The organism is Cupriavidus sp. H19C3 (assembly GCF_049393815.1).
GTDB lineage: Bacteria > Pseudomonadota > Gammaproteobacteria > Burkholderiales > Burkholderiaceae > Cupriavidus.
Genome location: NZ_CP184986.1, coordinates 1,022,878 through 1,043,623, shown reverse-complemented (window position 1 = coordinate 1,043,623; position 20,746 = coordinate 1,022,878). Strand labels below are relative to the sequence as shown.

Sequence of the window (20,746 nt, the reverse complement as noted above, 5' to 3'; positions counted from 1 at the left end):
ATGCCCACGGTTCTCATTACTGGTTGTTCGTCGGGATTCGGACTGGAGACGGCCCATCTGTTCCTCGACCAGGGTTGGAAGGTGGTGGCCGGTATGCGCAAGCCTGACCCGGGAGTCCTGCCTCGTTCAGAGCGCTTGTGCGTATTGCCGCTGGATGTCACGGACCCAGGCAGCGTCACCCGCGCCATCGCCCAAGCCGGGGATATCGACGTGTTGGTCAACAACGCAGGCTTTGGCGCGCCGTCGCCGCTCGAACTGACTTCCCTGCAGACGGCACGGTCGCTGTTCGAGACCAATACCCTGGGTGCTTTCACGTTGATCCAGGCGGTGCTGCCGCAGTTTCGCCAGCGTGGCGCGGGTGTGGTAATCAACGTTTCGTCGTCCGTCACGCTCAAGGCGCTTCCGGTCATTGGCATGTACCGGGCCAGCAAGGCGGCAGTCAACGCGTTGACCGAATCGCTGGCCCTGGAAGTCGCACCATTCGGCGTACGGGTCCATCTGGTTCTGCCGGGACGCTCGCCGGAGACCAGGTTCGGCGAGCATGCTCGGGTTCATATGCAGGGACTGGACCATCCTGACTATGCCCCGCTGGTTCAAGGCTTTATCTCCAGTGCGCGCAGCGACGCCGGCCTTGTCACTTACGCATCGGATGTGGCTGCAGCGGTCTGGCGTGCGGCAACTGATCCGACTTGCCCAGCGCGCATTCCTGCCGGCGCCGATGCGGAGCAGTGGATGGCTGAATAGCGGTGGACCGGCATGCCCCTCCAATGTCCGGGGCGCCTGAAATGTCCACAGCTACGCGCGACGAGTTGCTGCGAATGGTGCTTCGCGGCGGCGCCAAGACACCACTGCTCATCGAACGTGGGCGCCGTTTCCCGTGGGAATAGGGCAGATCTTTACCCTTTTGTGGGGGTTCAGGCGTGGAACCTCAATGTTACAGTTGTGAAGGCCTCGCCATATCAAAAAACAAAACGATCGGTGCGTCATAGCACCAGGGGAACGGGTAAACAATTGAAAAAGAACTCGCAAGGGCGTCATACGGGTATTGCCGTGCCCAGGCACGCGGCTCTGGCAACCGTGTTGTTCGCACTGTTGAGCGGATGCGGAGGCGATGACGCACCGTCGCAGACAGGTACCGCGGGATGCAGCGGCGCGAGTTGCAGCACGCCGATCGTCGATCCGACGCCGCCCGCGCCTCCGCCATCCACCGATACGCCCGCGCCGGTGACGCGACTGTGTCCGACCGAGCTCGACTACAACACGACCTATACCGGCGGCTCTGCCGGGGGCGAGTACATCAAGGTCAGCTTCGATACGACGTCGCAGCGATATCGCATGACGTTCGTGGCGTCGGCGGTGCCCACTGCCGTGGGACAGATCAACAACACGCGCGCTGGCCTGACCATCGAAGGGGATTTCACGCATCCGACCACGCTGCCTTCCGCCGAACAGAACCGCTGCGCGTTCGTCCTCCAGAACGGCAAGACGCAGGATGGCAGCTATACCGTGACGATCAATCCGGCAGACCCACCCGTGCTCTTCTCCGGATTTGGCCTGGTAACGGGGGGCGTACCGGGGGCTTCCATGCAATTCGACGGTGTGACCCTGCTGGGCAATCTGGGAGCGGTGCCCGCGCGTACGTTCGACAGCTTTCCGTTCATCGGCTTTGCCGAGACGGAAACCGACCTCTCGCAAGTGGCCGGCCGATTCCATGTCGTAGGCATGTATGTCACCCCCCAGGGCTCCAGCTACCAGACCGCCAGCCCGCAAGGCTGGGAGCCGTACCCGGCGAACTGGACCGAGACCCTCAACGCCGATGGATCCTGCTCGCCGGAAGGCACCGGCTATTCCTGCGCGACGACCGGAACGCCGTGGGCGCTCCGTCAAAATCTGGACAGCTCCGCGGACAACGTTTTTGTCAGCCGAAGCGTATCGGCGAGCTCGCCGTACACGCCGGTGGGCACATCGCAACCTATCGTCCTGCTGGCGCCCTCATCGGCGCAAGGCATCATGATCGTCGGCAAGGTGGGAAACCAGCGAATTCCCGTCATCGTCCGGGTTGGCGCATCCAACGTCCCGCTCAACGCAGGCGACTTGTTGAATACCGTGATCGACGGCCAGGTCGGCTTGGCCTTGCTGACGCCTGCTACCGCCTTGCAAGCAGATGCCTTCGACGGGAAATTCGTCGGTGTGTCGTCAGCAGCGATCTGCGGAAAGGTGGATTTCAATGGATCGAGCGGTGCGCCCGCGGTATCGACCGGCGTATTCGACGCCAGCGTGGACCATCCCGATCTTCCCGGCCACTATAGCGGCACGTTCTTCACGCCCGATGCGGGCAACTGCCTGGACGGGACAAGTACGTCGTCGCCCGGGGCCATTTATGTGGGCAACGCGTTCAACGGAGCCAGCGGTGTGCAGGCAGGCGCCACCGCGACCTCGATGGTGCCGTCGCTCTCGCTGGACTACGCGCAAACCATACCTGGCAAGGTCAATGTCAGCGCGTTGCAGGCATTCAACACACAGGATGGATCGGGCGATGTCGCGCTATTCAACGCCGGCGACGCGGGCGTGATGGTGAAGAACGGACCTGTCTATGCGCTCATCATGAATCCGAACACATACCACCCGTTTGTTCAGTTCGGCATGGCGTTGCCCTGACCAGGCTTCTCAGCGCTTCATCGTCTCAGGCATGTCGCACCTTCTCAGCCGCGCGCAGAACCTGGTCCACCAGACGATGCAACTGCACAGCATCGTCGAACGTCGGCGCGAGGTGCGTTCCTTCGCGAAGGTCAGACGCGAGCCGCCGATACGCAATCGCCATGCTTTGCGTGAGCCCTTCCGCAAAGCCCAGCGTGTATGCGTCGGGAATCGGCAGATCGCGCAGCGCCTCGCCATGGCGCGCCGCCTGAATCCTGAAGCCGCCCATGCCCGTATAGCCTATCGGCGACGTCACCACGATATCGCCATCGGTGCCATTGATCTCCCAATGAAAATTGCTCGCCGCTGACAATCCGCCGCGAAAATGCACGTTTACGAACGCGCCGTTGTCCAGCAGACCCGAAACCGCCAGTTGATCCGGCACGGTCATTGGCACAACCTCGCCGGTCTCGTCGATACGCGTCGTCTTGCGCACCGTGGCAGTCTTCGCGATGAGGTCGACGAATCGTGCGTCCAGTGCATACAGCACCGCGTCGATCGAATGCCCGAACGTCACGGAGATCATGTTCGATCCGTTCGCCGGATCGAGCGTATGCATATGGGCCTGCGGCAACGAGTTGCCCCAGATGATGCCCGAGCCGATCAAGGTAGACGAAACCACGCGCCCGGCTTGCCCTTCAGCAATCAGGGCACGCACAAAGTTGATCGCAGGCGCGGCACGCGTCTGCAGTCCGATCGACGCATGCACGCCCTTGGCCCTGGCGCGATCGCGCATCGCGATCGCCTGGTCGAGATCGAGCGCGAGCGGCCATTCGCACAGCACTGCCTTGCCGGCGTTCAGGGCTGCTTCGATCAGCTCGCGGTGGCGCTTCACTTTTACCGAGATGAGCACAAGGTCCACCTCGGGGTGACTGACCAGCTCTTCGGTCGTCGCCACCGCATGCGCAATGCCGTACTTGCTGGCGGCCGCCCGGGCCATTTCCAGTTGGTGATGGCTGACCACGGTCACCTGGTACTCGGGTAACTGCGCAAGCGCGGGAATATGCGCAAGCCCCGCCCAGCCCAGTTGCGGATGAACACCGATGATGCCGATACGAATTGCCTTGGTTTCCATTGCGACGTTCCTTGATCGATGTCGATGCGTTGCAGCGTTAGCTCGCTGCGCTCGCTGATGTGCTGCGATTGACAGTGAAATCAGGCTACCGTATGTTTGAGCACAAAAGGTACGAAGTTATTGTTCATTCGTACAGGATCGACCGAGCATTGGACGCAACAACAACATGGACCCGCTTTCCGAAATCTGCGCGTCGCTGCATGTGCAGGATGCGATGTACACCCGCGTCGAGGCCACCGCTCCCTGGGGACTTGCCGCGCCCGGTGAGCGCGGCGTCAAGTTCGTGCTGCTGGTGCGCGGCTCGTGCATCCTGACCATGCCGACGCTCGATGCGCCGGTCGCGCTGCGTGGCGGAGATGTATTCATCACGCTGGACGACACGCCGTACGAGATCTACGACGAGCCGAGCTCGGTGTTGCTCGATTGTGCGGAGGTGATGGCGGCGATGGTCGACAACACCATCGTGATCGGCGGCAACGGGGCGCCGTCCACGTTCATCAGCGGCGTATTCAAACTCGATACGGCTTACGCAGCGCCGCTGCTTTCCGTATTGCCGTCGTTCCTGTGGCTGCCGGCGGGCGAGGATCGTAGCAGCGCGTTCGAGGCAATTCTCGGCATGCTGGCGCGGGAAACCAGCCGGCGCGCAATCGGTTTCGAATCGATGATCGGCCGGCTCTTTGAGATTCTGTTTATCCACGCGGTACGCGCGTATTGCGAACAGCAGCAAGCGCAGGTCACGGGCTGGCTCGCGGTGGTCGCCGATCCAAACCTCGGCAACGCGGCGCGCGCGATGCACGACGACCTTGGCAAAGACTGGACGCTGGAGGCGCTCGCGAGAATCGCCGGCATGTCGCGTACGGCTTTCGCGGCGCGCTTCAAGGAAAAGGCAGGCAAGACGGCATTGGATTACCTCACGTACTGGCGCATGTTCAAAGCCGCCAAATTGATCCAGCAAGGCACTCGCTCGCTGGCGCAGATTGCGACAGACGTGGGGTACCAGTCGGAGGCCGCATTCAACCGGATGTTTGCGCGGGAGATCGGTATTACGCCCGGACGCTTCAGGAAGTCGCCGGAGCTTGCCGCAAGAGGAGGACTAAGGAATCCGTGGAGCTCGCCACGCTCGAATGGGGATCCTGGTTCGACAATCACCGGCTGAAGCTTGCCAGTGGTCACGCGGAGCTTCAACTACCAGTTGTCCGGCAAGCTGCGCCAACCGTCCGGGGCGTCAGGATCTAGCCCTGTTGGTGACCCGTTCAACAGTATGGGGCCGAAGCAGGGCTACGCGGTTTGTGGAATTAGCTGCTTGCCCCGCCCGCGCCTTTTCGATCGCCCGTAGCGTTCCCGGATGTACCGACGCATTGTAGGAAGCGTCGCCTTGAAAGCTTGGGGTCGAGGCAGGCCGGCACAGGGCCCGAAGTTACCGTCTGGCTTCTCGATTGAGTAATTCTCAAGCACGTGCCAGAATCCTGCCATGGATCGCCTTCCTCCACTCAATGCCATTCGCGCCTTCGAAGTCGCGGCACGTCGCCTGAGTATCACGATTGCCGCCAGAGAGTTGCACGTAACGCCGGGCGCTATCAGCCGCCAGATCCGAACGCTTGAAGATGCGCTCGGGTTGCCGCTGTTCGTGCGGGGCCACCGGGAGATATCGCTCACGCGAGCAGGAGAGGAGTACTACCGCGCCGTCACCAGTTCGATGGACATCCTGCGCGAAGCGACGGGCCGGCTTAAACGTCGCACACGCCGCACTCAACTGAAGGTTCGGGCGTACACCACTTTTGCCATGCGCTGGCTTATTCCACGCCTGTCGAGCTTTCATGCGGCGAACAAGGGCATCGAGGTTTTGCTCACTGCCTCGCTCGATCCGGTCGACTTCAGGCGCGAGGACATCGACGGGGCAATCCGCCTGGGCGATGGGAAATGGAATGGCGCGAATGCCTATCGGCTGGTCGCGAATATCCTGGTGCCGGTGTGCAGCCCGGCCTTAGCGAGGAAGGTTCGCAGTCCGTGCGACCTGCAACGGCAGGTGCTGCTGCACTCGATTGCGCGGCCCGACGACTGGGCCTGCTGGCTGGCCGCGGCCAAGGTCGATGCGCAAGTGGATGCGCGCAGTGGCATGACCTACCAGAGTTCGGCCATGGCCTATGCCGCCGCGCTGGAAGGCCAAGGCTTCGCCATCGCCCAACGCTTCCTGGTGGAGGACGACCTGGCGTCGGGCAAGCTCGTGGCACCGTTCCGCAAGGTCGTGGACATGGGTGAGTTCACCTATTACCTCGTAACACCTGCCGATCGCACTGAGAGCGCCAGCATGGCAACGTTCCGCAAGTGGCTGCTCGCGCAGTTCAAGGGAGCTGCGGCAACGTAGGCAAAGGAATACCCTTCGGGTCGCTACGGCGCTACGGCGCTGCGGCGCAGTGGATTGCCCCGCTCGCGGCCAATGCGGCAATCTGGCCTTCGTCATAGCCGACGGACCGCAGCACCGAAGCCGTATGCTCCCCGCATGCCGGCGCCGGTCGCACCGGCGCGGCGTTGACATCCAAGCTGCATACCGGAAAGCCTGGCATGCGGATGGCTCCCAATGCGGGATGCAAGGCTGTCGCGATCATGCCGTTGGCCGCCACCTGCGGATGGTCGGCCACATCGGCATAGGTGGCCACCCTCGCGCAGAGGATGTCCGCGTCGCGCAGCACCGGCAGCCACTGCGCGGTGGTACGCGTGACGAAGACGTGCGTCAGCGCATCAACCATGGCGTCGCGATTGGCCACGCGCAGCGGCGACGTCGTGAAGCGGGGATCGTCGATCAGCGCGGGCAGGCCCAGTGTCTGGCACAGCCGGCGCCAGCGGTCCGGCATGTATGCAGCCACCATGATCCAGCCGTCGGCGGTGCGGAATGCCTGGTTCGGAGCCGAATAGGGCGCCGCGCTGCCCGAGCGCACTGGCAATTGGCCATCGGCCAGGTACCCGGTCAGCGCCGACTGCTGCAGTGCCAGCGCGGCGTTGAGCAGGTTCACGTCGAGATGACCGCCCCGGCCATCGCGCTGCCGCTGTGCCAGCCTGGCAAGGATGCCCATGACCGCCACGTATCCGGTCATCACGTCCACCACAGGCGACTGCACCTTGCAGGGCTCGCCATCGGCCGTGCCGATCAGGCTCATCAGGCCGGAATCGGCTTGCAGAATGCCGTCGACGCCCGCGCGGTCGGCATAGGGGCCGCTCTGCCCGTAGGCCGAGATCGAGCAGTAGATCAGCGCCGGATGGGCGGCCAGCAACTGTGCATGGCCAAGCCCCAGCCGGTCCATCACGCCCGGTCGCATGCTTTCCACCACGATATCGGCGCTGGCGATCAGCCGGCGTGCGACCGTCACACCCTCCGGCGTCTTTAGGTCCAGCGCGATGCCGTCCTTGTTGCGGTTGAAAGCGTGGAACAACGCGCTGTCGCCGCCGATCCAGCCCGGCCCCAGGGCGCGCCCCAGTTCGCCGCCGGGCGGCTCTACCTTGATCACGCGTGCGCCCATGTCGGCCAGCAGCATGGTCGAGATCGGCCCGGCGGCGATCTGCGTGAAGTCGATAACGGTCAGGCCGTCCAGTGCGTGGTTCAGCATGATGAGGTCTCCTGCGCACGCTGAAACGTGCCCTGCGCGGTGGCGATGCACTCGCCCGTATCGCTGACCAGCTCGGCCGACGAGAAATAGATGCGGCGCCCTGCGCGCGTGACCGTAGCCGTGGCCCGCACGCGGCCCGCGCTGACCTTGCCCAGGTAGCAGATCGAAAGCATCAGGGTCACCGCGTTGCCGGGCGCGCCGTTGTCCTGCTGCAGGCCGGCGTAGCCGCATGCGGCGTCCAGCAGCGTCGCGCTGAGCCCGCCTTGCAGCGTGCGCTGCCGGTTCAGGTGGCGCGGCTCGACATCGAGTTCGACGGTGCAAGTACCGGGGGCGACATGAATGAGCCGGACGCCCAGCGATTCAAGCAGCGGGTTGTCGAGAGACGTGGTCACATCGCCACCTTGATGTTGTTCTCCGTGATGACGCGCTGCCAGCGCGCCAGCTCGCGGCCGATATAGGCCTTCAGTTCATCGGGCGTGGAGCCCTTGACCTCAAAACCCTGCTTTGTGAACTGGTCCGCAAGGTCTGGCGATTTGAGTGCGGCCAGCAGCGCGCCGTTGAGCTTATCGACCACCGCTCGCGGCGTCTTGGCCGGCGCCAGCAGGCTGTACCAGAGTTCGACGTCATAGGACTTGAGCCCGACTTCGGCGAACGACGGCAGGTCCGGCATCAGCGTGGTGCGACGCTGGCCGGCGATGCCGAGCGCGCGCAGCTTGCCAGCACGCACGTACTGGATGGCCGACGCGAACGTGGCGAACGATACTTGCACCTGGTTGCCCATCAGGTCGGAAATCGACGGACCCGTGCCGCGATAGGGCACGTGCAGCAGTTCGGTCTTGTTGAGCTTGGCGAACACTTCCCCGGCCAGGTGCTGCGGCGTGCCCGGGCCGGGGCTGCTGTAGCTCACCTTGCCGGGATTGGCGCGCGTATAGTCAACGAATTCCTTCAGGGTCTTGTACGGCTGCTCGGTATTCGACACCAGCATCAGCGGCACCGAGCCGATCCGGCCCACCGGCTCGAAGTCGCGCTCGATGTTGAACGGCACCTTCATGCCCAGGTAGGGGTTCATGGTGATCTGGCTGGAAGCGATCACCAGCGTGTAGCCATCTGGCGCGGCGTGAGCCACGTAGTCGGCCCCGAGGTTGCCTCCTGCGCCAGGCTTGTTCTCGATCACGATGGGCTGGCCAAGCTGCGCACTCATCTTCGGCGCGATCAGCCGTGCCAGGATGTCGTTGCCGCCGCCGGGCGCGAACGGGACGACCAACGTTATCGGTTTCGACGGAAAGAGCGCCTGCGCGGCGGCAGGCACTGCGGCAACGGCCGCGCACGCGGCGATGGCAGTGCAGGCCATAGTGTGGGCCAGGCGGGGAAGGTTGGTCATGGTTGTCTCCTGATTATCGGTACGTGGTGTAGGGTGACCTATTGGCCCGTGAACCGTGGCGGCCGCTTCTCGCCGAATGCCGCGCGGCCCTCGATGCGGTCGGCCGTGTCGCGCAGCACGCCCCAATAGAGCTCGGTCAGGGCCTGGGCATCGGGCTCGCTCAGGTGGGCAGTCTGACGCGACAGCTTCTTGACGGCCTGTACGGCCAAAGGCGCGTTGCTGCCGATCTTGTGCGCCAGCCCAAGCGCCCGATCCCGCAGGGTGGCCGGCGCCACCGCTTCGGAAACCAGGCCGATGCGCGCGGCTTCGACCGCGTCGATGCGCTCGCCCGTGAGCACCATCTGCATGGCCAGCGCGGACGGCACGGCCTTGAGCAGCCTGTGCAGACCGGACACCGCGGGAATCGATCCGACCCGCACTTCGGGCAATCCGAAACTGGCCTCGGTCGACGCCACGCGCATGTCGCACTGCAGCGCGATCTCCAGCCCGGCGCCCAGGCAATGACCGTTGATGGCCGCGATCAGCGGCTTGTGGCATTGCAGGTCGGTCAAGTCCATTAGGCGGATATACAGTCCCAGGTTGGCGGCGACGTCGGGCGCCTGGAACAGGGCTTCGGCATAGCTGGCCGGAGACGTCCGAGTGCCCTTCAGGTCGGCGCCGGCGCAGAACGCGCGGGAGCCGCTGCCCGTCAGCACGCCCACGCGGACGTCGGGCCGGTCGCGAATTTCCACCAGGTGCGCCCGCAGGGCGCGCAGCGCCTCGACGTCGAGGGCGTTGAGTGCCTCGGGGCGGTCGATCGTGATCAACGCCACGCCCGCATCGATTTCGAAATGCACAGTCATGGCGGGCCTCACACGCTGGGCGACGACAGGCTGCGCCCGCCGCATACATAGAGCGTCTGTCCGGTCACGTACGAGGCTTCCGGGCTGACGAAGAAGCTGACCGCGCTGGCGATGTCGTCGGCGGTGCCGATGCGCTGCGCCGGCACGGACTTCTGCAGCCGCGCCTGCAGCTCGGGCGCGAAATTGCGGAACAGCGGCGTATCGACGATTCCCGGCGCCACCGCGTTGACCGTGATTCCCTGGGCCGCGAATTCGATCGCCAGCGAACGGGTCAGGCTGACCACACCACCCTTGGCCGCCGAATAGTTCGCCTGTCCGAAGCCGCCCAGCCATGCCCGCGACGAGATATTGACGATGCGGCCATGGCGCTGTTCCACCATGCCCGGCAGGGCCGCCCGGCAGCACAGGAACTGCGAGCGCAGGTTGGTATCGACGACCAGGTCCCAATCTTCGTCGCCCATCTTCAGGAAGCGCATGTCGCGCACCACGCCGGCGTTGTTCACCAGGCAGTCGACCCGGCCCATTGTGGTGGCCACGTGTTCGAAAGCCGCGTTGACGGCCGTGGAATCGGTCAGATCGACGGTCACGCCCATGGCTCGGTGCTCGGCCTGAATCAGGCCAGCCACGGCCTCGGACAGCGCCGTGGCGTCGCGGTCGAGCAGCGCCACGGCCATGCCTTGCCGTGCCAACCGCGTTGCGATGCCAAGGCCGATGCCGCGCGCCGCGCCAGTGATGACGGCCACCTGCCGTTCGTCGAGGGAAGGGGCGCTCATGTCAGACTCCGAGGATATGGACAGATGACGCGGCGTGATCCACGCCGGCGATGCCGCCGCCCGTGCATTGGGTCAGGCCGATGCGGGCGCCGGCCACTTGGCGGCCGCCGGCACGGTCCTGCAGGTGCCACATGATTTCGACCATCTGAGCGATGCCGGTGGCCCCGAGCGGATGCCCCTTGGCCAGCAGGCCCCCGCTGGGATTGACCGGAACGCGGCCACCCAGACGCGTGGCGCCCGAGCGCAGCAGCGGCACGGCGTCGCCGTGCGCGGCCAGGCCGAGCGCCTCGTAGTAGAGCAGTTCGGCAATCGTGAAGGCATCATGCAGTTCCACCACGTTGACGTCCTGCGGGCCAAGTCCGGCCTGCTCGTACGCTTGGCGCGCCGCGCGGGCCGTGATCTCGGCGTCGAGGATGTCGTCGTCGGCCTGCTCGCGGATGCCCGAGACCACGACCGAGGACAGCACGTGGACCGGCTTCGTCTGCGTGGGACGGCGCGACGTCATGACCACGGCGGCGGCGCCATCGACCTGCGACGGGCAGCACTGCAGCAGGGTCAGCGGGTCGGCGATCATGCGCGAGGCCAGCACTTCTTGCACTGACGTCTCGGTGCGCTGCTGTGCGTATTCGTTGAGCGACCCGTTGTGGCGATTCTTGACCGCCACCGCCGCCAGGTCCTCGGGCCGGGCATCGCGCTCGTGCAGGAAGCGGGTGCCGCGCATGGCATAGACGGCCGGCAGCACCATGCCGGCCGCGGCGTAGAGGTCGGTCTTGAGATCATTGCGCTGCATCGGGATGGTGCCACCGCCCAGCGCGGTGAGCTGCTCGATGCCGAACACGAGCACCGTCGAATACTGCCCGGCCAACAGCGCATGGCGCGCCAGATGGACCCCGGTGGCGCCGCTGGCGCAGGCGTTCTCGACGTTGTAGACCGGGATGCCGCGCAGTCCCAGGTCGCGCACGACCAGTTGCCCGAGTATCATTCCGCCCAGTACGTTGGCGCAGTAGACCGCCTCGATGTCCTCCAGCGTCACGCCGGCATCGTCCACGGCCTTGAGGATGGCCTGCTGGGCCAATTCCGGCGCCATTACGCCCGTGTGCCGGGCAAAGGGCGTCATCGCGCCGCCGGAGATGTAGATTTGTTGCATGATCGTGTTGCCTCAGTCCTGGAGCGCGTGGAAGACGTAGCCGAAGGTGTTGTCGGGCCGCGCCACATAGCGGTCACCGATGGCCGGGCGATCCTTGCCTTCGAGCCGGCCGAACAGCCGCACTGGGCCTTCAAAGTCGACATAGCCCAGCGCATAGGGCGGCTGGCCAGTCTTCGGTGCCGGATGGATGACCGTGAAGCTGTAGACGGTGCCCGCGCCTTGCACCGGGACGGTGGCGTGGCGCGATGCCAGTGGCGAGTGTTCGGGCAGCGCCGGGAACAGCCACTCGCCGGTGTTGTGATGACGCGATGCCAGCAGCGCCGGCGGCTTTTCCGCGCTCCACAGGCTGGATGGATCGATGGGCACGAAAGTCTCCTTTGTCGGTATTGGTCAATGGCATGCACGGTGCTCGTGCGTTGACTCGATATTGGTCGCCAGACAGCAAGCCGACAAACGAGTTTTTCGGAGTTTTCGATTGCGATTTCCTCAAACGAGGGCGAGAACCCGCTCGCCCCCATGCCGCAGTATTCCGCGCCGCATCAAGAAGCGCATTTTTGCTGGACCCTTCGAATTTGAGGGAGAGAAGGGACTTTGCTAGGGATCAGAGACGTCCGCGCCACTGTAGCGATGCTGCGGCCACCGAATCTACCTGTCGCTTGGTCAGCGGTGCGAACTTGTGCGTCGCACTGTCCCAAGCCGTAAGTTCTCCATACCTTCGCGGATTGACGAGCTTGTTCCGCTCACCGTTCGTCAAGCCATACGTGAGCATGAAAGCCAAATGGTTCTGCTGAAATTCGTGGCCTTCAAGCTCTCGAATCAAATAGGCAGGTAGATAGTATCGAAACGCCTCTGCAGAAAAGAAGGCAAGTGCAGGATCGCGATCGAGCTCTTCATCAGTAAGCTCGTTCCACAGCTTCCCGGCGAAAGTCTTTTCTACCAAAGCGGGCTCGTGACCCTCCCTACTGCTCACAATGGACCACGACGGCGGTGGCTCAACTTCGCCGAAAGCCTCGATGATAGTGGTGGCTATTTTTGGGGTGTCCATTCAAAACTCAAATTGCGGTTGCGCCAAATACGAATCGCGCCGGGCAACGGCAGCGACCATATCCTAGGCCCGAAATTTAGCGTAATCATGTCGCCGGCTGACCGAACCGAGGTGTTCCTTGGAGTTGCCCCTGTACCTCAGGACACGCAGACACCGCTAGGTTGATGACACTGCAGTCCGTCTGAACTCGCGCGGTGAGCGATATTTCAGGGCTTTGTGCGGGTGGCGCTCATTGTAGTGTTCAAACGCAATGGCCAGGCGAGAGAGTGCCGTTGGCACGTCGGCCTTGTCCATATAGGCGACGTAGTTGTGCTTCATGGTCTTCACGAACGATTCGGCCATGCCATTGCTCTGCGGTGAACGTACCGGCGTAGTCAGCGGCTCCAGGCCCAGTTCGCGAGCGAAGCTGCGCGTGCGGTGGTCGATGTAGGCCGAGCCGTTGTCCGTAAGCCATTCGATGGGCTGCGGGGCATGCGTGGTGCCGAAGCGCTGTTCGACGGCAGCCAGCATGACGTCGCGCACCACGTCCCCGCTATGGCCGCCAGTCGTTGCCGCCCAGCTAATCGCTTCTCGGTCGCAGCAATCCAGTGCGAAGGTCACGCGCAGCGGCGTGCCGTCGTCGCACCGGAACTCGAATCCGTCGGAGCACCAGCGGCTATTGCTCCTGTCCACGGCCACGCGGCCGTCGTGCCGCCGAGTGTCTCGGCGCACGCCGGGACGGCGCAGCAACAAATGATGCTCGCGCATGACCCGATACACGCGCTTGTGGTTGGTGCGCGGTGCGCCGACCAGCTCGCGAGTGCGGCGCAGCAGCGCCCAGATGCGCTGGTAGCCGTAGCTTGGCAGGTGTGCGACGTGAGCCTGGATTTCTTCGACCAGTTCCGTGTCGTCAGTCACTCTAGCGCTGCGACCATCTTGCCAATCGGACGGACGAACCCGTTTCACCGCCACACCGGAGCGCTACGCCGAGAACTTCGCAGACCGTTTTCAATGGTCGTCCCCCGGCAGCAAGGGCGAGCGCGCAATCAGGTTTTTTGAGCGGCCCCACTCAACAGCCTCCTTCAGGATCTCGACTTCCATCGTCTTCTTCCCAAGCAGGCGCTGCAGTTCCTTGATTTCCTTGATCGCGGCGGCCAGCTCCGATGCCGGGACTACAGTTTCGCCAGCTTGCACCGCTGCCAGACTGCCTTCCTGGTATTGCTTGCGCCAGCCGAACACCTGGTTCGGATTCACGCCATGCCGCCGGGCCACGGCAGACACCGAGGCGCCAGGGGCCAGCGTCTCCTGCACGATAGCGACTTTTTCCTGCGCCGTGCGCCGACGACGGCGCTCCGGCTCGGTCAGAATTTCGATGGGTTCCACGTAATGACTAGCCTTACTGATAGGCACAAGACTATCCCTTATTTTAAGAGAGTCCTTGTGTCCTCAGATACGTGGGGCCGCTCCACGAGGGACCCGGCAATTCCTCGTGTCTCGGGAGGGCCTACCGTGAGCGCCGAACGGCCGGAACGCGGCGCTGATACGCCATTGAGGGCGAAAAGAGCAGTGGCTGTTGATGGCCGATCACCGCCTGCTTGCTCTTATTCTCCGTCGGGGGCGTGTTCCTTGAGCGTTGCCAGTGCGTCCATCAGTCGTTTGGCATTTGCTTCATCCTCGACATAAATCTGCGCCAGTGTTCGCCCGCCGGACGACCGGGGCTCGACGACAAACCAGCTACGTTTGCCGAACAGAAGTGTCTCAGCAATCGATCGGTAGTAAAGCCTGGTACCTTTGCGAATTGAAGTGGTGGTCACGGAGTTCATACCGGGAGTAGACACTGCCGTGGCGCCGCGTCCGAACTCGACATAGCGTTCCGTGACGTGGACCGATTCCGGTCGCCTCTTGTCCGGCTGCTCGTAGAGCACGCGTTCTACGATCGCTTGGGCGTTGTTGATGGCGGACGGTTGGTAGTCGATGCGCGTAGCGCAGCCTGCCAACATTAGGCTCGGGAGGAGGAGTAAATAGGCTCTCATGACAGCGAGTGGAAATTTGTCTCAGCTCTGACGGTTTCGCTCTCGGTTGAGTGGCTGACCGGGACTCTTGCAGCATTCGGAAGTGCCCAACGAGCATCGAACAATGGAGCGGACTTGCGGCTATCGCCAGGTCATGGCTGTCCCAGTCCTACCGGTGCCGTGCACCTAGCCATGTCGTAATCCTTCCATTTGTAATCGCACTTTCCGGTCAGATCGTCCACGCACAATATCAGAAGTGGCAGATACGCAACTACCCCCACGGGTTGGGTATGGACGCCGGACTGCACGATGCTATTTTGGGTGCGATCCACGCTGGCGGCCACACGCTGCTTCAGGCGGCACCGGCAAAGAGGAACAACGCTGAAAGACAACATGGGACAGGGGAAAATTTTGCTGCAGCGTGCCATCGATGCCGCAGCTGCAATGTTGGAAGCAGGCAAGGCCCTACAAGAAAATCAGGAAAATGAAGCCGTTGCCGAGAGGCAGCACGCCGAAGCGCTGCTTGCGCAGTTTGATCGTCCGAAAATTTCAACCGACGACTTTTCCACGGAATTGCTACTGGCACTGTCCTGGAACAGGTTCGAGGCTTTGTGCGGCGCATACTTTGCCGCGCATGGATTCCGTGCCGAACAGCGCAGTCATGGGGCTGATGGTGGCATCGATATTTCGCTGTATTTCAGGGACATTCCGACGCCCGTCAAGCTCATTCAATGCAAGGGATGGCGCAAGAGGCGGGTGGATGTGGAGCCGATCCGAGCGCTTCTGGGTGTCATGACGAGAGATGGCGTGAAGGAGGGCGTATTCCTCACCATGTCTTCGTTCACTCGGCCTGCAATTGAGGAAGCTGCTGCCGCACGTATCATGACGATCGACGGCACGGAAATGGTCAATCGCCTTCGGACGCTGGACAGCACACGTAAGGCAGCACTGCTTCAGATCGCTACCGAGGGCCAGTATTGGCGCCCCAATTGCGCCCGATGCGGAGGACTGATGAAACCTGTCACTAACGTCGCACGTCCTTTCTGGGGCTGCTCCAATTACGGCCGATTGAAGTGTCGTTCAAAAATTGAACTGTTGCGCGCATAGCGGACCGGCTCTGACTACCAGAGGGCGCTGCCTGAGGCGCTGACAAACCATGTCAACGCGCTCGACGATTAATGTCCGTTTCCTATTCCGAAGCGGTCATCCCACGTGTGCGTCCTGGATGACTGCAACCGGCAAGCGCCCGCTCGTCGGCCATAAACAGTCACACCTCGGTTTGCTCCGCCATCTCAAGCGCGTCGTCGACCTCGATGCCGTCGTAGGGGTCCGGTCGTGGCCGCGAAGTTCGACAGCGTGATGCCGACCAGCCTAATGTCTTTCGGCGGCGAGTAGACCGAACTGATCAACGCGAGGCTCGCCCCCTGGCACCCCGCCCGTGGATGTCTCACATCGGCCAGAAGCGGTCATCGAACACCAGCCACCGCAAACGGCCACCCGGCCCTCGTTGGAGTAAATAGCGTTGGCTCGGCCCATTTGCCCCCCGATTACACGGATCCTTCTGGATGCACCAATTCGCGGAAAATTTGCGCCACGCGATCCGGCGAAATGCCAACGCCTTGCTCCAATGCGAGCGGGTGGTCGGTGCGCTCGAGCTCGACATATGGGCGAATACCATTGTCGCGCAAATGCACCATCGTCTTCAGATTGAGGGTCTCTGGATAGCCGTGTAACCGGGTGTTCAGCCATCCGAAGAAAGGGCCCACATGCGATCGCTGTACAGCGTCGAAAGTCCTTACCCACTCACGATAGCTAGACTCGCTCAGCGAGAGCCATACGCCCCACGAAAGCGGCTCTTCGTAGCCATGCACCGGTATTTCGAGGCACCCTCGAACAAAGAACTGACGCTCGTCGATGACACAGTCGTCGCTCCCCAACGAACAACGGCGCACCAAATCCTGCGCCGGTATCTGGTAGTAGCTGAACGGAGCTTCGGCACCGAAACTCGGCATCCCATGGTGGAGTTCGTTGCAGGTTGCGCACAGGAAAGAGAATGTCATCGCGTCGCCGGGGCAGCTCTGGTAATACAAGCACTGTCGCACGGAATCGTGCGATTCACCACCGTAGCGTGGAGGGGCACTCCGAAGCTCGCATTGTTCCTCATTCGCTCAAGGCGAAGAAGAATGTCGGGCGCCTCCGATCGGCCATCAGCGGTCATCCGTGGCGTGGCACTGAAAGCGGCCGCTCCCCCCTCGTCAGGATGGAAGCTCCCCCTTGTATTTACGGGGACAGCGGGGCTAAACTCTTTCCCGTCAGTCTCCGCTAGGAGCTGAAGTGGTGCCAGCACGAGCTACTTGGCTGGTTCCCGTGTATGCCTTCTACGGGCGAGCGGGGTTTCGAAGTTACCGAAATCTTCCTGGACTCAGGATCGCTCATGCCCTCGACTCTCGCGCGTCGGCGCGCCCGCGCCTTTCAACTTCAATCCGGTCGTTGCTTCTATTGCCGATGCCCCATGTGGGAGCAATCTATGAAAGTTTTCGCCGCGACCTTCCATCTCTCCACCCGACAGGCTCGACACCTTCAATGTACGGCCGAGCATCTGCATGCTCGAGCCGATGGCGGCGGTGACTCGCAAAGCAATATCGTGGCCGCTTGCCGGTTCTGTAACACCCAGCGTCACCGTCGAAAAGCGGCGCGGGACGCAGCACATCACAAAGGACACGTTGAGCGCCTCATGGCTCGGAAACGATGGCATGCATCCTGGGTCTTCGAGAAGCTGATGCAGGCAGGCGGATCTAATACGCCGTCATCCAAGGCGCCTCCCCGATGCCGCGCGGGAGGTTACACTGAGTTGGCATGAGCCACTGCATTGCCTATGGTAGGCCGAGTGGCTGCGGTGGGTTGCATCGACCAGTTGAATCCACGGTCGTTAGTGGGTCGGCTTCGGCACCGACAAGCCCCTGCCCAAGTAGACCGAGGGCCGAGGCCGGCCAGGAAAGGACAATGGCAGTGCGTTGTAGACTCTCCTTTGAGTGACTCATGTTCGCCCGGAAGGCGCTTTTGACTAGGCGAGTCGAGTGGCCCGGCAGCTAATTATCTTTGCTGTCTTTGATAGTCACAAGACTACGAATCTGCTGCTCTGACGTCCGCCTCGTCCACACCAAATACGCAACGATGCTTCCTACTCCAGATAACTCTGTTTAGCGCGCGGATTACATCCGGATCATCTTCAATGCGATGATTCAAGAAATATCGATGCGTGCCTTTTCCACTGAGCATCTCTTTCTTAATTGCGGCAGCCTGATCGTGGGGGAAATTGGTAGGATTAACCAGTACGGCACGGTATGGGGTGATTGGCCAATACATTTCAATGGTTTTATCTTTCTCAGATTTTAGGTTAACAACTGGCCAGTCACCGGTAATGAATCGCACACTTGTATTATTTTCTATAACTGTAATTCTGTAGAGCTGCTCCATCACCGCAATAACCAATTGCTCCGCCAGAATAATCGATGAAAACATGTTATACGCGTCGAAGCCTATGCCTTTCTCTTCGAGAATATGGCCAATCTCTTCACGAATTTTGTGTCGCGATCCCTCACTACGGGTAAGTTGATTGAACAGAAACCGAAGAACATTTTCGTACTCGAAGATATTTATCTTATTATATTCACCATCTGCAAGAAAATCATAGGCATCTTGGACGACGTCCTCGGTCAAACTATAGACGTTTTCGATGACGTTAGATTTGAAAATATCGACGTCGACTTTTCCAATCTTCCCATCAAGGGGCGTTTCGTCTCTGAGTTGTGCGCATTTCTCGATTAATGTGCGCAACAACGAAGCCATGGGCGATTTGACCTTATCCAATTCTGCTAACAGCAACTTCTCTTGTTCTTGACTTAATCCCTCGACTCGGTATGTGTCCTTCGATACAGCGACCTGCTCAAACTTGGGTCCAAACACATGGGTGTCATCCCGCGCCACAACATGCGTATCGTTTTCTGACCATGCCTTTAGATAAAAACGGCTTACGAAATGCTGCCGAATTTTTTTATATTCAAATCCTGTCGACATTTATTATCCTTATCGCCTCGCCGATGTAGTACGCCCGTTACTGCGTCCCATCGGCCGTCCTTGTTACCGAGTTCGAGTGCGGACTAGCGCGTTGGCGGCCGTTGATTCAAACGACCTAGCCCTCCATGCCGGATCCGTGTCTAATATCGGAATGACTCGTAACGCTGGAATCCAGGCTTTGATGTTGACATTCTTCCGCGAGAATTTCATCGAGATATAGATCTGGCAGGTACTTGTGAATCAGACCAAAGTGCACGCCTAAGCGAGTACCAACGATAGCCGGGAAAATCTTATCTCTCACCCCCATTCGGCGCTCAATCAATATGGCAGCAAGCTTTGCCCGAGGCGTTCTTCTGTTTTCCGCTGCATGAGTGGCGTGAATACCATCGATGCGAAATATGGCTCCGCCGCTAAGACCCCGAATTGACGGAGCCTTCTGCCATTTCATGTTGAGTAGCATCTCATCTTCGGACGCGAGTAGTAAGTGCCGGTTTCTATCTAGTTCCCAATGCTCATAATGATCAGTATTTAACTCCACCGTTGGATACCCATCGAGAGTCGCCATGTGCCCTTTAGCGGTGCTCTTAGACTGACTATTCCGGTAGCCCGTGGCAACAAAAAAATCTTTTTCACGGTCGGAAGGCAAAATGTCTAAGTCGTCTATCGCTAACGCGGAGTCACGTATTTCGTCGGGGATCGCGGCAGTGATGTGGAATACCGACGCATCCACCGGATCGTCCCTATGTGTTCCAGACGGTCCCGGTGAAGAACTGAATCTGTCACCAGGAAGCGGATGAAGTTGCGCGCCACATCCGATGAGAGGGCGATATGCGCCGACAGCGTCAAATACATGTGACGCCGATAGAGCGAACACCTGGTCAGCGATGGCCAAAAGCACGCACGAGCCAACTTGCTCAACTCGGTCTGTACGAGCGTTAAGTGCATATATTGGTCGTACAGCGGCGTCCTTGCTAGCAGCGACTTGTGCTGCAACACTGGCCCTATTTCCGTAGAGTTCGATTGCAAATTTTACGCTTGGATCCGAAAGATCAATTTTGGATTTCGCCATATAGTTATATTTCTATTCGCTAGAGATAGATTGCTTGTGAATCGCTTGATATCGCTCTTGAGCGGCAAATTCTAGCGGAATAGCCGGCGCGTGCTAGACACATTTACCGAACGTCCGTTGTAACTCCGGAATCTGTCCTCGACGGTGAGCGGAAGCGACGGTCTGCTGCGGGTCGGAGTCTGCCTCTGACGCAGGCAAGCCGCTCCCAGGTGGGTGGAGCACCGAAATAGACGAAATAGATTACATGCGCCCAATCTCTATCGCCGATGATCCGAGTACAGTCACCGTGATCGATTGCATGGATTCATAGTTTCGCTGGAACCAGTCGCGGAGCGGCGCGAAGCCATGGACCCTGGGAGTGCGGTTGGAGTTTGCCGTGCGATCGAAGCGACCTTTGACTAGATACCGTTCGGGGCCGCAATAGATATCGAGACTGCCGGGTTCCTGGGGGAAGAGGTGCTGGTTCTCCACCGTGACGTTGAAGAAACCTGATTTCAAGTATGTAGGCTGTAACACGAACTGGAAAGTGGGAGCACATGCCGACAGCGTGTCACCGATTTGGGCGATCTTGGGATTGTCTTCCAGCTCCTCATCCGCCGCGTCATCTTCCTCGGTCCCGCCCGTCTTACGCCTCTTGCCGTTCCAAGGGGGCGCGAGCGTCTGGATGATGCTGTCCTCGAGCGCGGCGGCGTAGTTGATCCGGAATTCACCGAGACGATGAAGCCCTAGGTCTGGCAGCGCGAGGATCTCGACGGGCTTGCCTGCCCTAAGCAATTCTATGATTGCGGCGTTGTTCCGGATGTTCGTACTCTGAGTAGTGTTACCGGGCTTCAGGTAGCTCGCCATCCGGCGGCGAAGCGTTTTGGTGGTCTTTCCGACGTACAACACGTCATCATCGCTGATGAAGGCATAGAGAACATTGCTGTGCTCAATCATGTTGGTCAACTCTAGGCGAAGGACATCGCCCTCCAGCCGCCAGTAGCCTGCTGGGGCAATTCCGATCTCGAACAAGCGTTTCATGAGGGGCGCCTTGGCACATAACGGCAC

The 20,746-nt window shown here is 61.1% G+C and carries 20 protein-coding genes and 1 pseudogene; 6 read left to right on the top strand and 15 right to left on the bottom strand.

Going from position 1 to position 20,746, the window contains the following annotated elements:
• Positions 1-744 (top strand): SDR family oxidoreductase, encoded by a 744-nt coding sequence (locus DFLDMN_RS24225; RefSeq protein WP_423200343.1) that lies wholly within the window; start codon positions 1-3, stop codon positions 742-744.
• Positions 745-1,050: 306 nt separating this feature from the next.
• Entirely contained in the window at positions 1,051-2,658 is a 1,608-nt protein-coding gene (locus tag DFLDMN_RS24220; protein WP_423200554.1) for a DUF2957 domain-containing protein, read from the top strand.
• Positions 2,659-2,683: 25 nt separating this feature from the next.
• Here the strand turns inward: DFLDMN_RS24220 and DFLDMN_RS24215 are convergent, their stop codons facing one another.
• Positions 2,684-3,772 carry a Gfo/Idh/MocA family protein gene (locus tag DFLDMN_RS24215; RefSeq protein ID WP_423200342.1) on the bottom strand — a complete coding sequence of 363 codons (1,089 nt, stop codon included), beginning with the start codon at positions 3,770-3,772 and terminating at the stop codon, positions 2,684-2,686.
• 166 nt (positions 3,773-3,938) lie between these two features.
• Between DFLDMN_RS24215 and DFLDMN_RS24210 the strand changes: the two genes are divergently transcribed.
• A complete protein-coding gene (locus DFLDMN_RS24210) occupies positions 3,939-4,928 on the top strand; it encodes an AraC family transcriptional regulator (RefSeq protein WP_423200341.1) in 990 nt (329 codons plus the stop codon).
• A gap of 315 nt (positions 4,929-5,243) precedes the next feature.
• Positions 5,244-6,137, top strand: a complete 894-nt coding sequence (gcvA, locus tag DFLDMN_RS24205) for a transcriptional regulator GcvA (RefSeq protein ID WP_423200340.1) — start codon at positions 5,244-5,246, stop codon at positions 6,135-6,137.
• A gap of 31 nt (positions 6,138-6,168) precedes the next feature.
• Here the strand turns inward: gcvA and DFLDMN_RS24200 are convergent, their stop codons facing one another.
• The 10 genes and pseudogenes from DFLDMN_RS24200 to DFLDMN_RS24155 all read right to left on the bottom strand — a co-directional run bounded on the left by DFLDMN_RS24200 (position 6,169) and on the right by DFLDMN_RS24155 (position 14,541).
• Positions 6,169-7,374, bottom strand: a complete 1,206-nt coding sequence (locus DFLDMN_RS24200) for a CaiB/BaiF CoA transferase family protein (RefSeq protein WP_423200339.1) — start codon at positions 7,372-7,374, stop codon at positions 6,169-6,171.
• The gene (locus DFLDMN_RS24195) at positions 7,368-7,766 is read right to left on the bottom strand and encodes a PaaI family thioesterase (RefSeq protein ID WP_423200338.1); all 399 of its coding nucleotides are present in this window, start codon (positions 7,764-7,766) and stop codon (positions 7,368-7,370) included. The genes DFLDMN_RS24200 and DFLDMN_RS24195 overlap by 7 nt, the downstream gene beginning before the upstream one ends.
• Positions 7,763-8,755, bottom strand: coding sequence for a tripartite tricarboxylate transporter substrate binding protein (locus DFLDMN_RS24190; RefSeq protein WP_423200337.1), 993 nt, complete (start codon positions 8,753-8,755; stop codon positions 7,763-7,765). The genes DFLDMN_RS24195 and DFLDMN_RS24190 overlap by 4 nt, the downstream gene beginning before the upstream one ends.
• A 38-nt stretch (positions 8,756-8,793) precedes the next feature.
• Entirely contained in the window at positions 8,794-9,597 is an 804-nt protein-coding gene (locus DFLDMN_RS24185) for an enoyl-CoA hydratase/isomerase family protein (RefSeq protein WP_423200336.1), read from the bottom strand.
• 8 nt (positions 9,598-9,605) lie between these two features.
• A complete protein-coding gene (locus DFLDMN_RS24180) occupies positions 9,606-10,370 on the bottom strand; it encodes an SDR family NAD(P)-dependent oxidoreductase (protein ID WP_423200335.1) in 765 nt (254 codons plus the stop codon).
• 1 nt (position 10,371) lies between these two features.
• A complete protein-coding gene (locus DFLDMN_RS24175) occupies positions 10,372-11,517 on the bottom strand; it encodes a thiolase family protein (RefSeq protein WP_423200334.1) in 1,146 nt (381 codons plus the stop codon).
• Positions 11,518-11,529: 12 nt separating this feature from the next.
• The gene (locus DFLDMN_RS24170; protein WP_423200333.1) at positions 11,530-11,883 is read right to left on the bottom strand and encodes a Zn-ribbon domain-containing OB-fold protein; all 354 of its coding nucleotides are present in this window, start codon (positions 11,881-11,883) and stop codon (positions 11,530-11,532) included.
• 235 nt (positions 11,884-12,118) lie between these two features.
• Positions 12,119-12,562 (bottom strand): DUF6714 family protein, encoded by a 444-nt coding sequence (locus tag DFLDMN_RS24165; RefSeq protein ID WP_423200332.1) that lies wholly within the window; start codon positions 12,560-12,562, stop codon positions 12,119-12,121.
• 156 nt (positions 12,563-12,718) lie between these two features.
• Positions 12,719-13,915 (bottom strand): annotated as a pseudogene (locus DFLDMN_RS24160) (IS3 family transposase).
• Between the two features lie 227 nt (positions 13,916-14,142).
• The gene (locus tag DFLDMN_RS24155) at positions 14,143-14,541 is read right to left on the bottom strand and encodes a hypothetical protein (RefSeq protein ID WP_423200331.1); all 399 of its coding nucleotides are present in this window, start codon (positions 14,539-14,541) and stop codon (positions 14,143-14,145) included.
• 321 nt (positions 14,542-14,862) lie between these two features.
• Between DFLDMN_RS24155 and DFLDMN_RS24150 the strand changes: the two genes are divergently transcribed.
• Positions 14,863-15,660, top strand: coding sequence for a restriction endonuclease (locus tag DFLDMN_RS24150; RefSeq protein ID WP_423200330.1), 798 nt, complete (start codon positions 14,863-14,865; stop codon positions 15,658-15,660).
• Between the two features lie 440 nt (positions 15,661-16,100).
• Here the strand turns inward: DFLDMN_RS24150 and DFLDMN_RS24145 are convergent, their stop codons facing one another.
• The gene (locus DFLDMN_RS24145; protein ID WP_423200329.1) at positions 16,101-16,613 is read right to left on the bottom strand and encodes a DUF2199 domain-containing protein; all 513 of its coding nucleotides are present in this window, start codon (positions 16,611-16,613) and stop codon (positions 16,101-16,103) included.
• 311 nt (positions 16,614-16,924) lie between these two features.
• Between DFLDMN_RS24145 and DFLDMN_RS24140 the strand changes: the two genes are divergently transcribed.
• The gene (locus tag DFLDMN_RS24140; protein WP_423200328.1) at positions 16,925-17,413 is read left to right on the top strand and encodes an HNH endonuclease; all 489 of its coding nucleotides are present in this window, start codon (positions 16,925-16,927) and stop codon (positions 17,411-17,413) included.
• Between the two features lie 263 nt (positions 17,414-17,676).
• Here the strand turns inward: DFLDMN_RS24140 and DFLDMN_RS24135 are convergent, their stop codons facing one another.
• The 3 genes from DFLDMN_RS24135 to DFLDMN_RS24125 all read right to left on the bottom strand — a co-directional run bounded on the left by DFLDMN_RS24135 (position 17,677) and on the right by DFLDMN_RS24125 (position 20,719).
• The gene (locus tag DFLDMN_RS24135; RefSeq protein WP_423200327.1) at positions 17,677-18,630 is read right to left on the bottom strand and encodes a DUF4238 domain-containing protein; all 954 of its coding nucleotides are present in this window, start codon (positions 18,628-18,630) and stop codon (positions 17,677-17,679) included.
• Between the two features lie 115 nt (positions 18,631-18,745).
• The gene (locus tag DFLDMN_RS24130; protein ID WP_423200326.1) at positions 18,746-19,699 is read right to left on the bottom strand and encodes a hypothetical protein; all 954 of its coding nucleotides are present in this window, start codon (positions 19,697-19,699) and stop codon (positions 18,746-18,748) included.
• A 240-nt stretch (positions 19,700-19,939) separates the two neighbouring features.
• Positions 19,940-20,719: a GIY-YIG nuclease family protein gene (locus DFLDMN_RS24125; RefSeq protein WP_423200325.1), complete on the bottom strand. Its 780-nt coding sequence runs from the start codon at positions 20,717-20,719 to the stop codon at positions 19,940-19,942.
• Positions 20,720-20,746 lie beyond the last annotated feature (27 nt).

What these genes read in the sequence shown, in the direction of transcription:
- DFLDMN_RS24225 (WP_423200343.1), top strand. Translation starts at nt 1, where the DNA reads ATGCCCACGGTTCTCATTACTGGTTGTTCGTCGGGATTCGGACTGGAG.
- DFLDMN_RS24215 (WP_423200342.1), bottom strand. Translation starts at nt 3,772, where the DNA reads ATGGAAACCAAGGCAATTCGTATCGGCATCATCGGTGTTCATCCGCAA.
- DFLDMN_RS24210 (WP_423200341.1), top strand. Translation starts at nt 3,939, where the DNA reads ATGGACCCGCTTTCCGAAATCTGCGCGTCGCTGCATGTGCAGGATGCG.
- gcvA (WP_423200340.1), top strand. Translation starts at nt 5,244, where the DNA reads ATGGATCGCCTTCCTCCACTCAATGCCATTCGCGCCTTCGAAGTCGCG.
- DFLDMN_RS24200 (WP_423200339.1), bottom strand. Translation starts at nt 7,374, where the DNA reads ATGCTGAACCACGCACTGGACGGCCTGACCGTTATCGACTTCACGCAG.
- DFLDMN_RS24190 (WP_423200337.1), bottom strand. Translation starts at nt 8,755, where the DNA reads ATGACCAACCTTCCCCGCCTGGCCCACACTATGGCCTGCACTGCCATC.
- DFLDMN_RS24185 (WP_423200336.1), bottom strand. Translation starts at nt 9,597, where the DNA reads ATGACTGTGCATTTCGAAATCGATGCGGGCGTGGCGTTGATCACGATC.
- DFLDMN_RS24180 (WP_423200335.1), bottom strand. Translation starts at nt 10,370, where the DNA reads ATGAGCGCCCCTTCCCTCGACGAACGGCAGGTGGCCGTCATCACTGGC.
- DFLDMN_RS24175 (WP_423200334.1), bottom strand. Translation starts at nt 11,517, where the DNA reads ATGCAACAAATCTACATCTCCGGCGGCGCGATGACGCCCTTTGCCCGG.
- DFLDMN_RS24165 (WP_423200332.1), bottom strand. Translation starts at nt 12,562, where the DNA reads ATGGACACCCCAAAAATAGCCACCACTATCATCGAGGCTTTCGGCGAA.
- DFLDMN_RS24155 (WP_423200331.1), bottom strand. Translation starts at nt 14,541, where the DNA reads ATGTTGGCAGGCTGCGCTACGCGCATCGACTACCAACCGTCCGCCATC.
- DFLDMN_RS24150 (WP_423200330.1), top strand. Translation starts at nt 14,863, where the DNA reads ATGCTATTTTGGGTGCGATCCACGCTGGCGGCCACACGCTGCTTCAGG.
- DFLDMN_RS24145 (WP_423200329.1), bottom strand. Translation starts at nt 16,613, where the DNA reads ATGACATTCTCTTTCCTGTGCGCAACCTGCAACGAACTCCACCATGGG.
- DFLDMN_RS24140 (WP_423200328.1), top strand. Translation starts at nt 16,925, where the DNA reads ATGCCTTCTACGGGCGAGCGGGGTTTCGAAGTTACCGAAATCTTCCTG.
- DFLDMN_RS24135 (WP_423200327.1), bottom strand. Translation starts at nt 18,630, where the DNA reads ATGTCGACAGGATTTGAATATAAAAAAATTCGGCAGCATTTCGTAAGC.
- DFLDMN_RS24130 (WP_423200326.1), bottom strand. Translation starts at nt 19,699, where the DNA reads ATGGCGAAATCCAAAATTGATCTTTCGGATCCAAGCGTAAAATTTGCA.
- DFLDMN_RS24125 (WP_423200325.1), bottom strand. Translation starts at nt 20,719, where the DNA reads ATGAAACGCTTGTTCGAGATCGGAATTGCCCCAGCAGGCTACTGGCGG.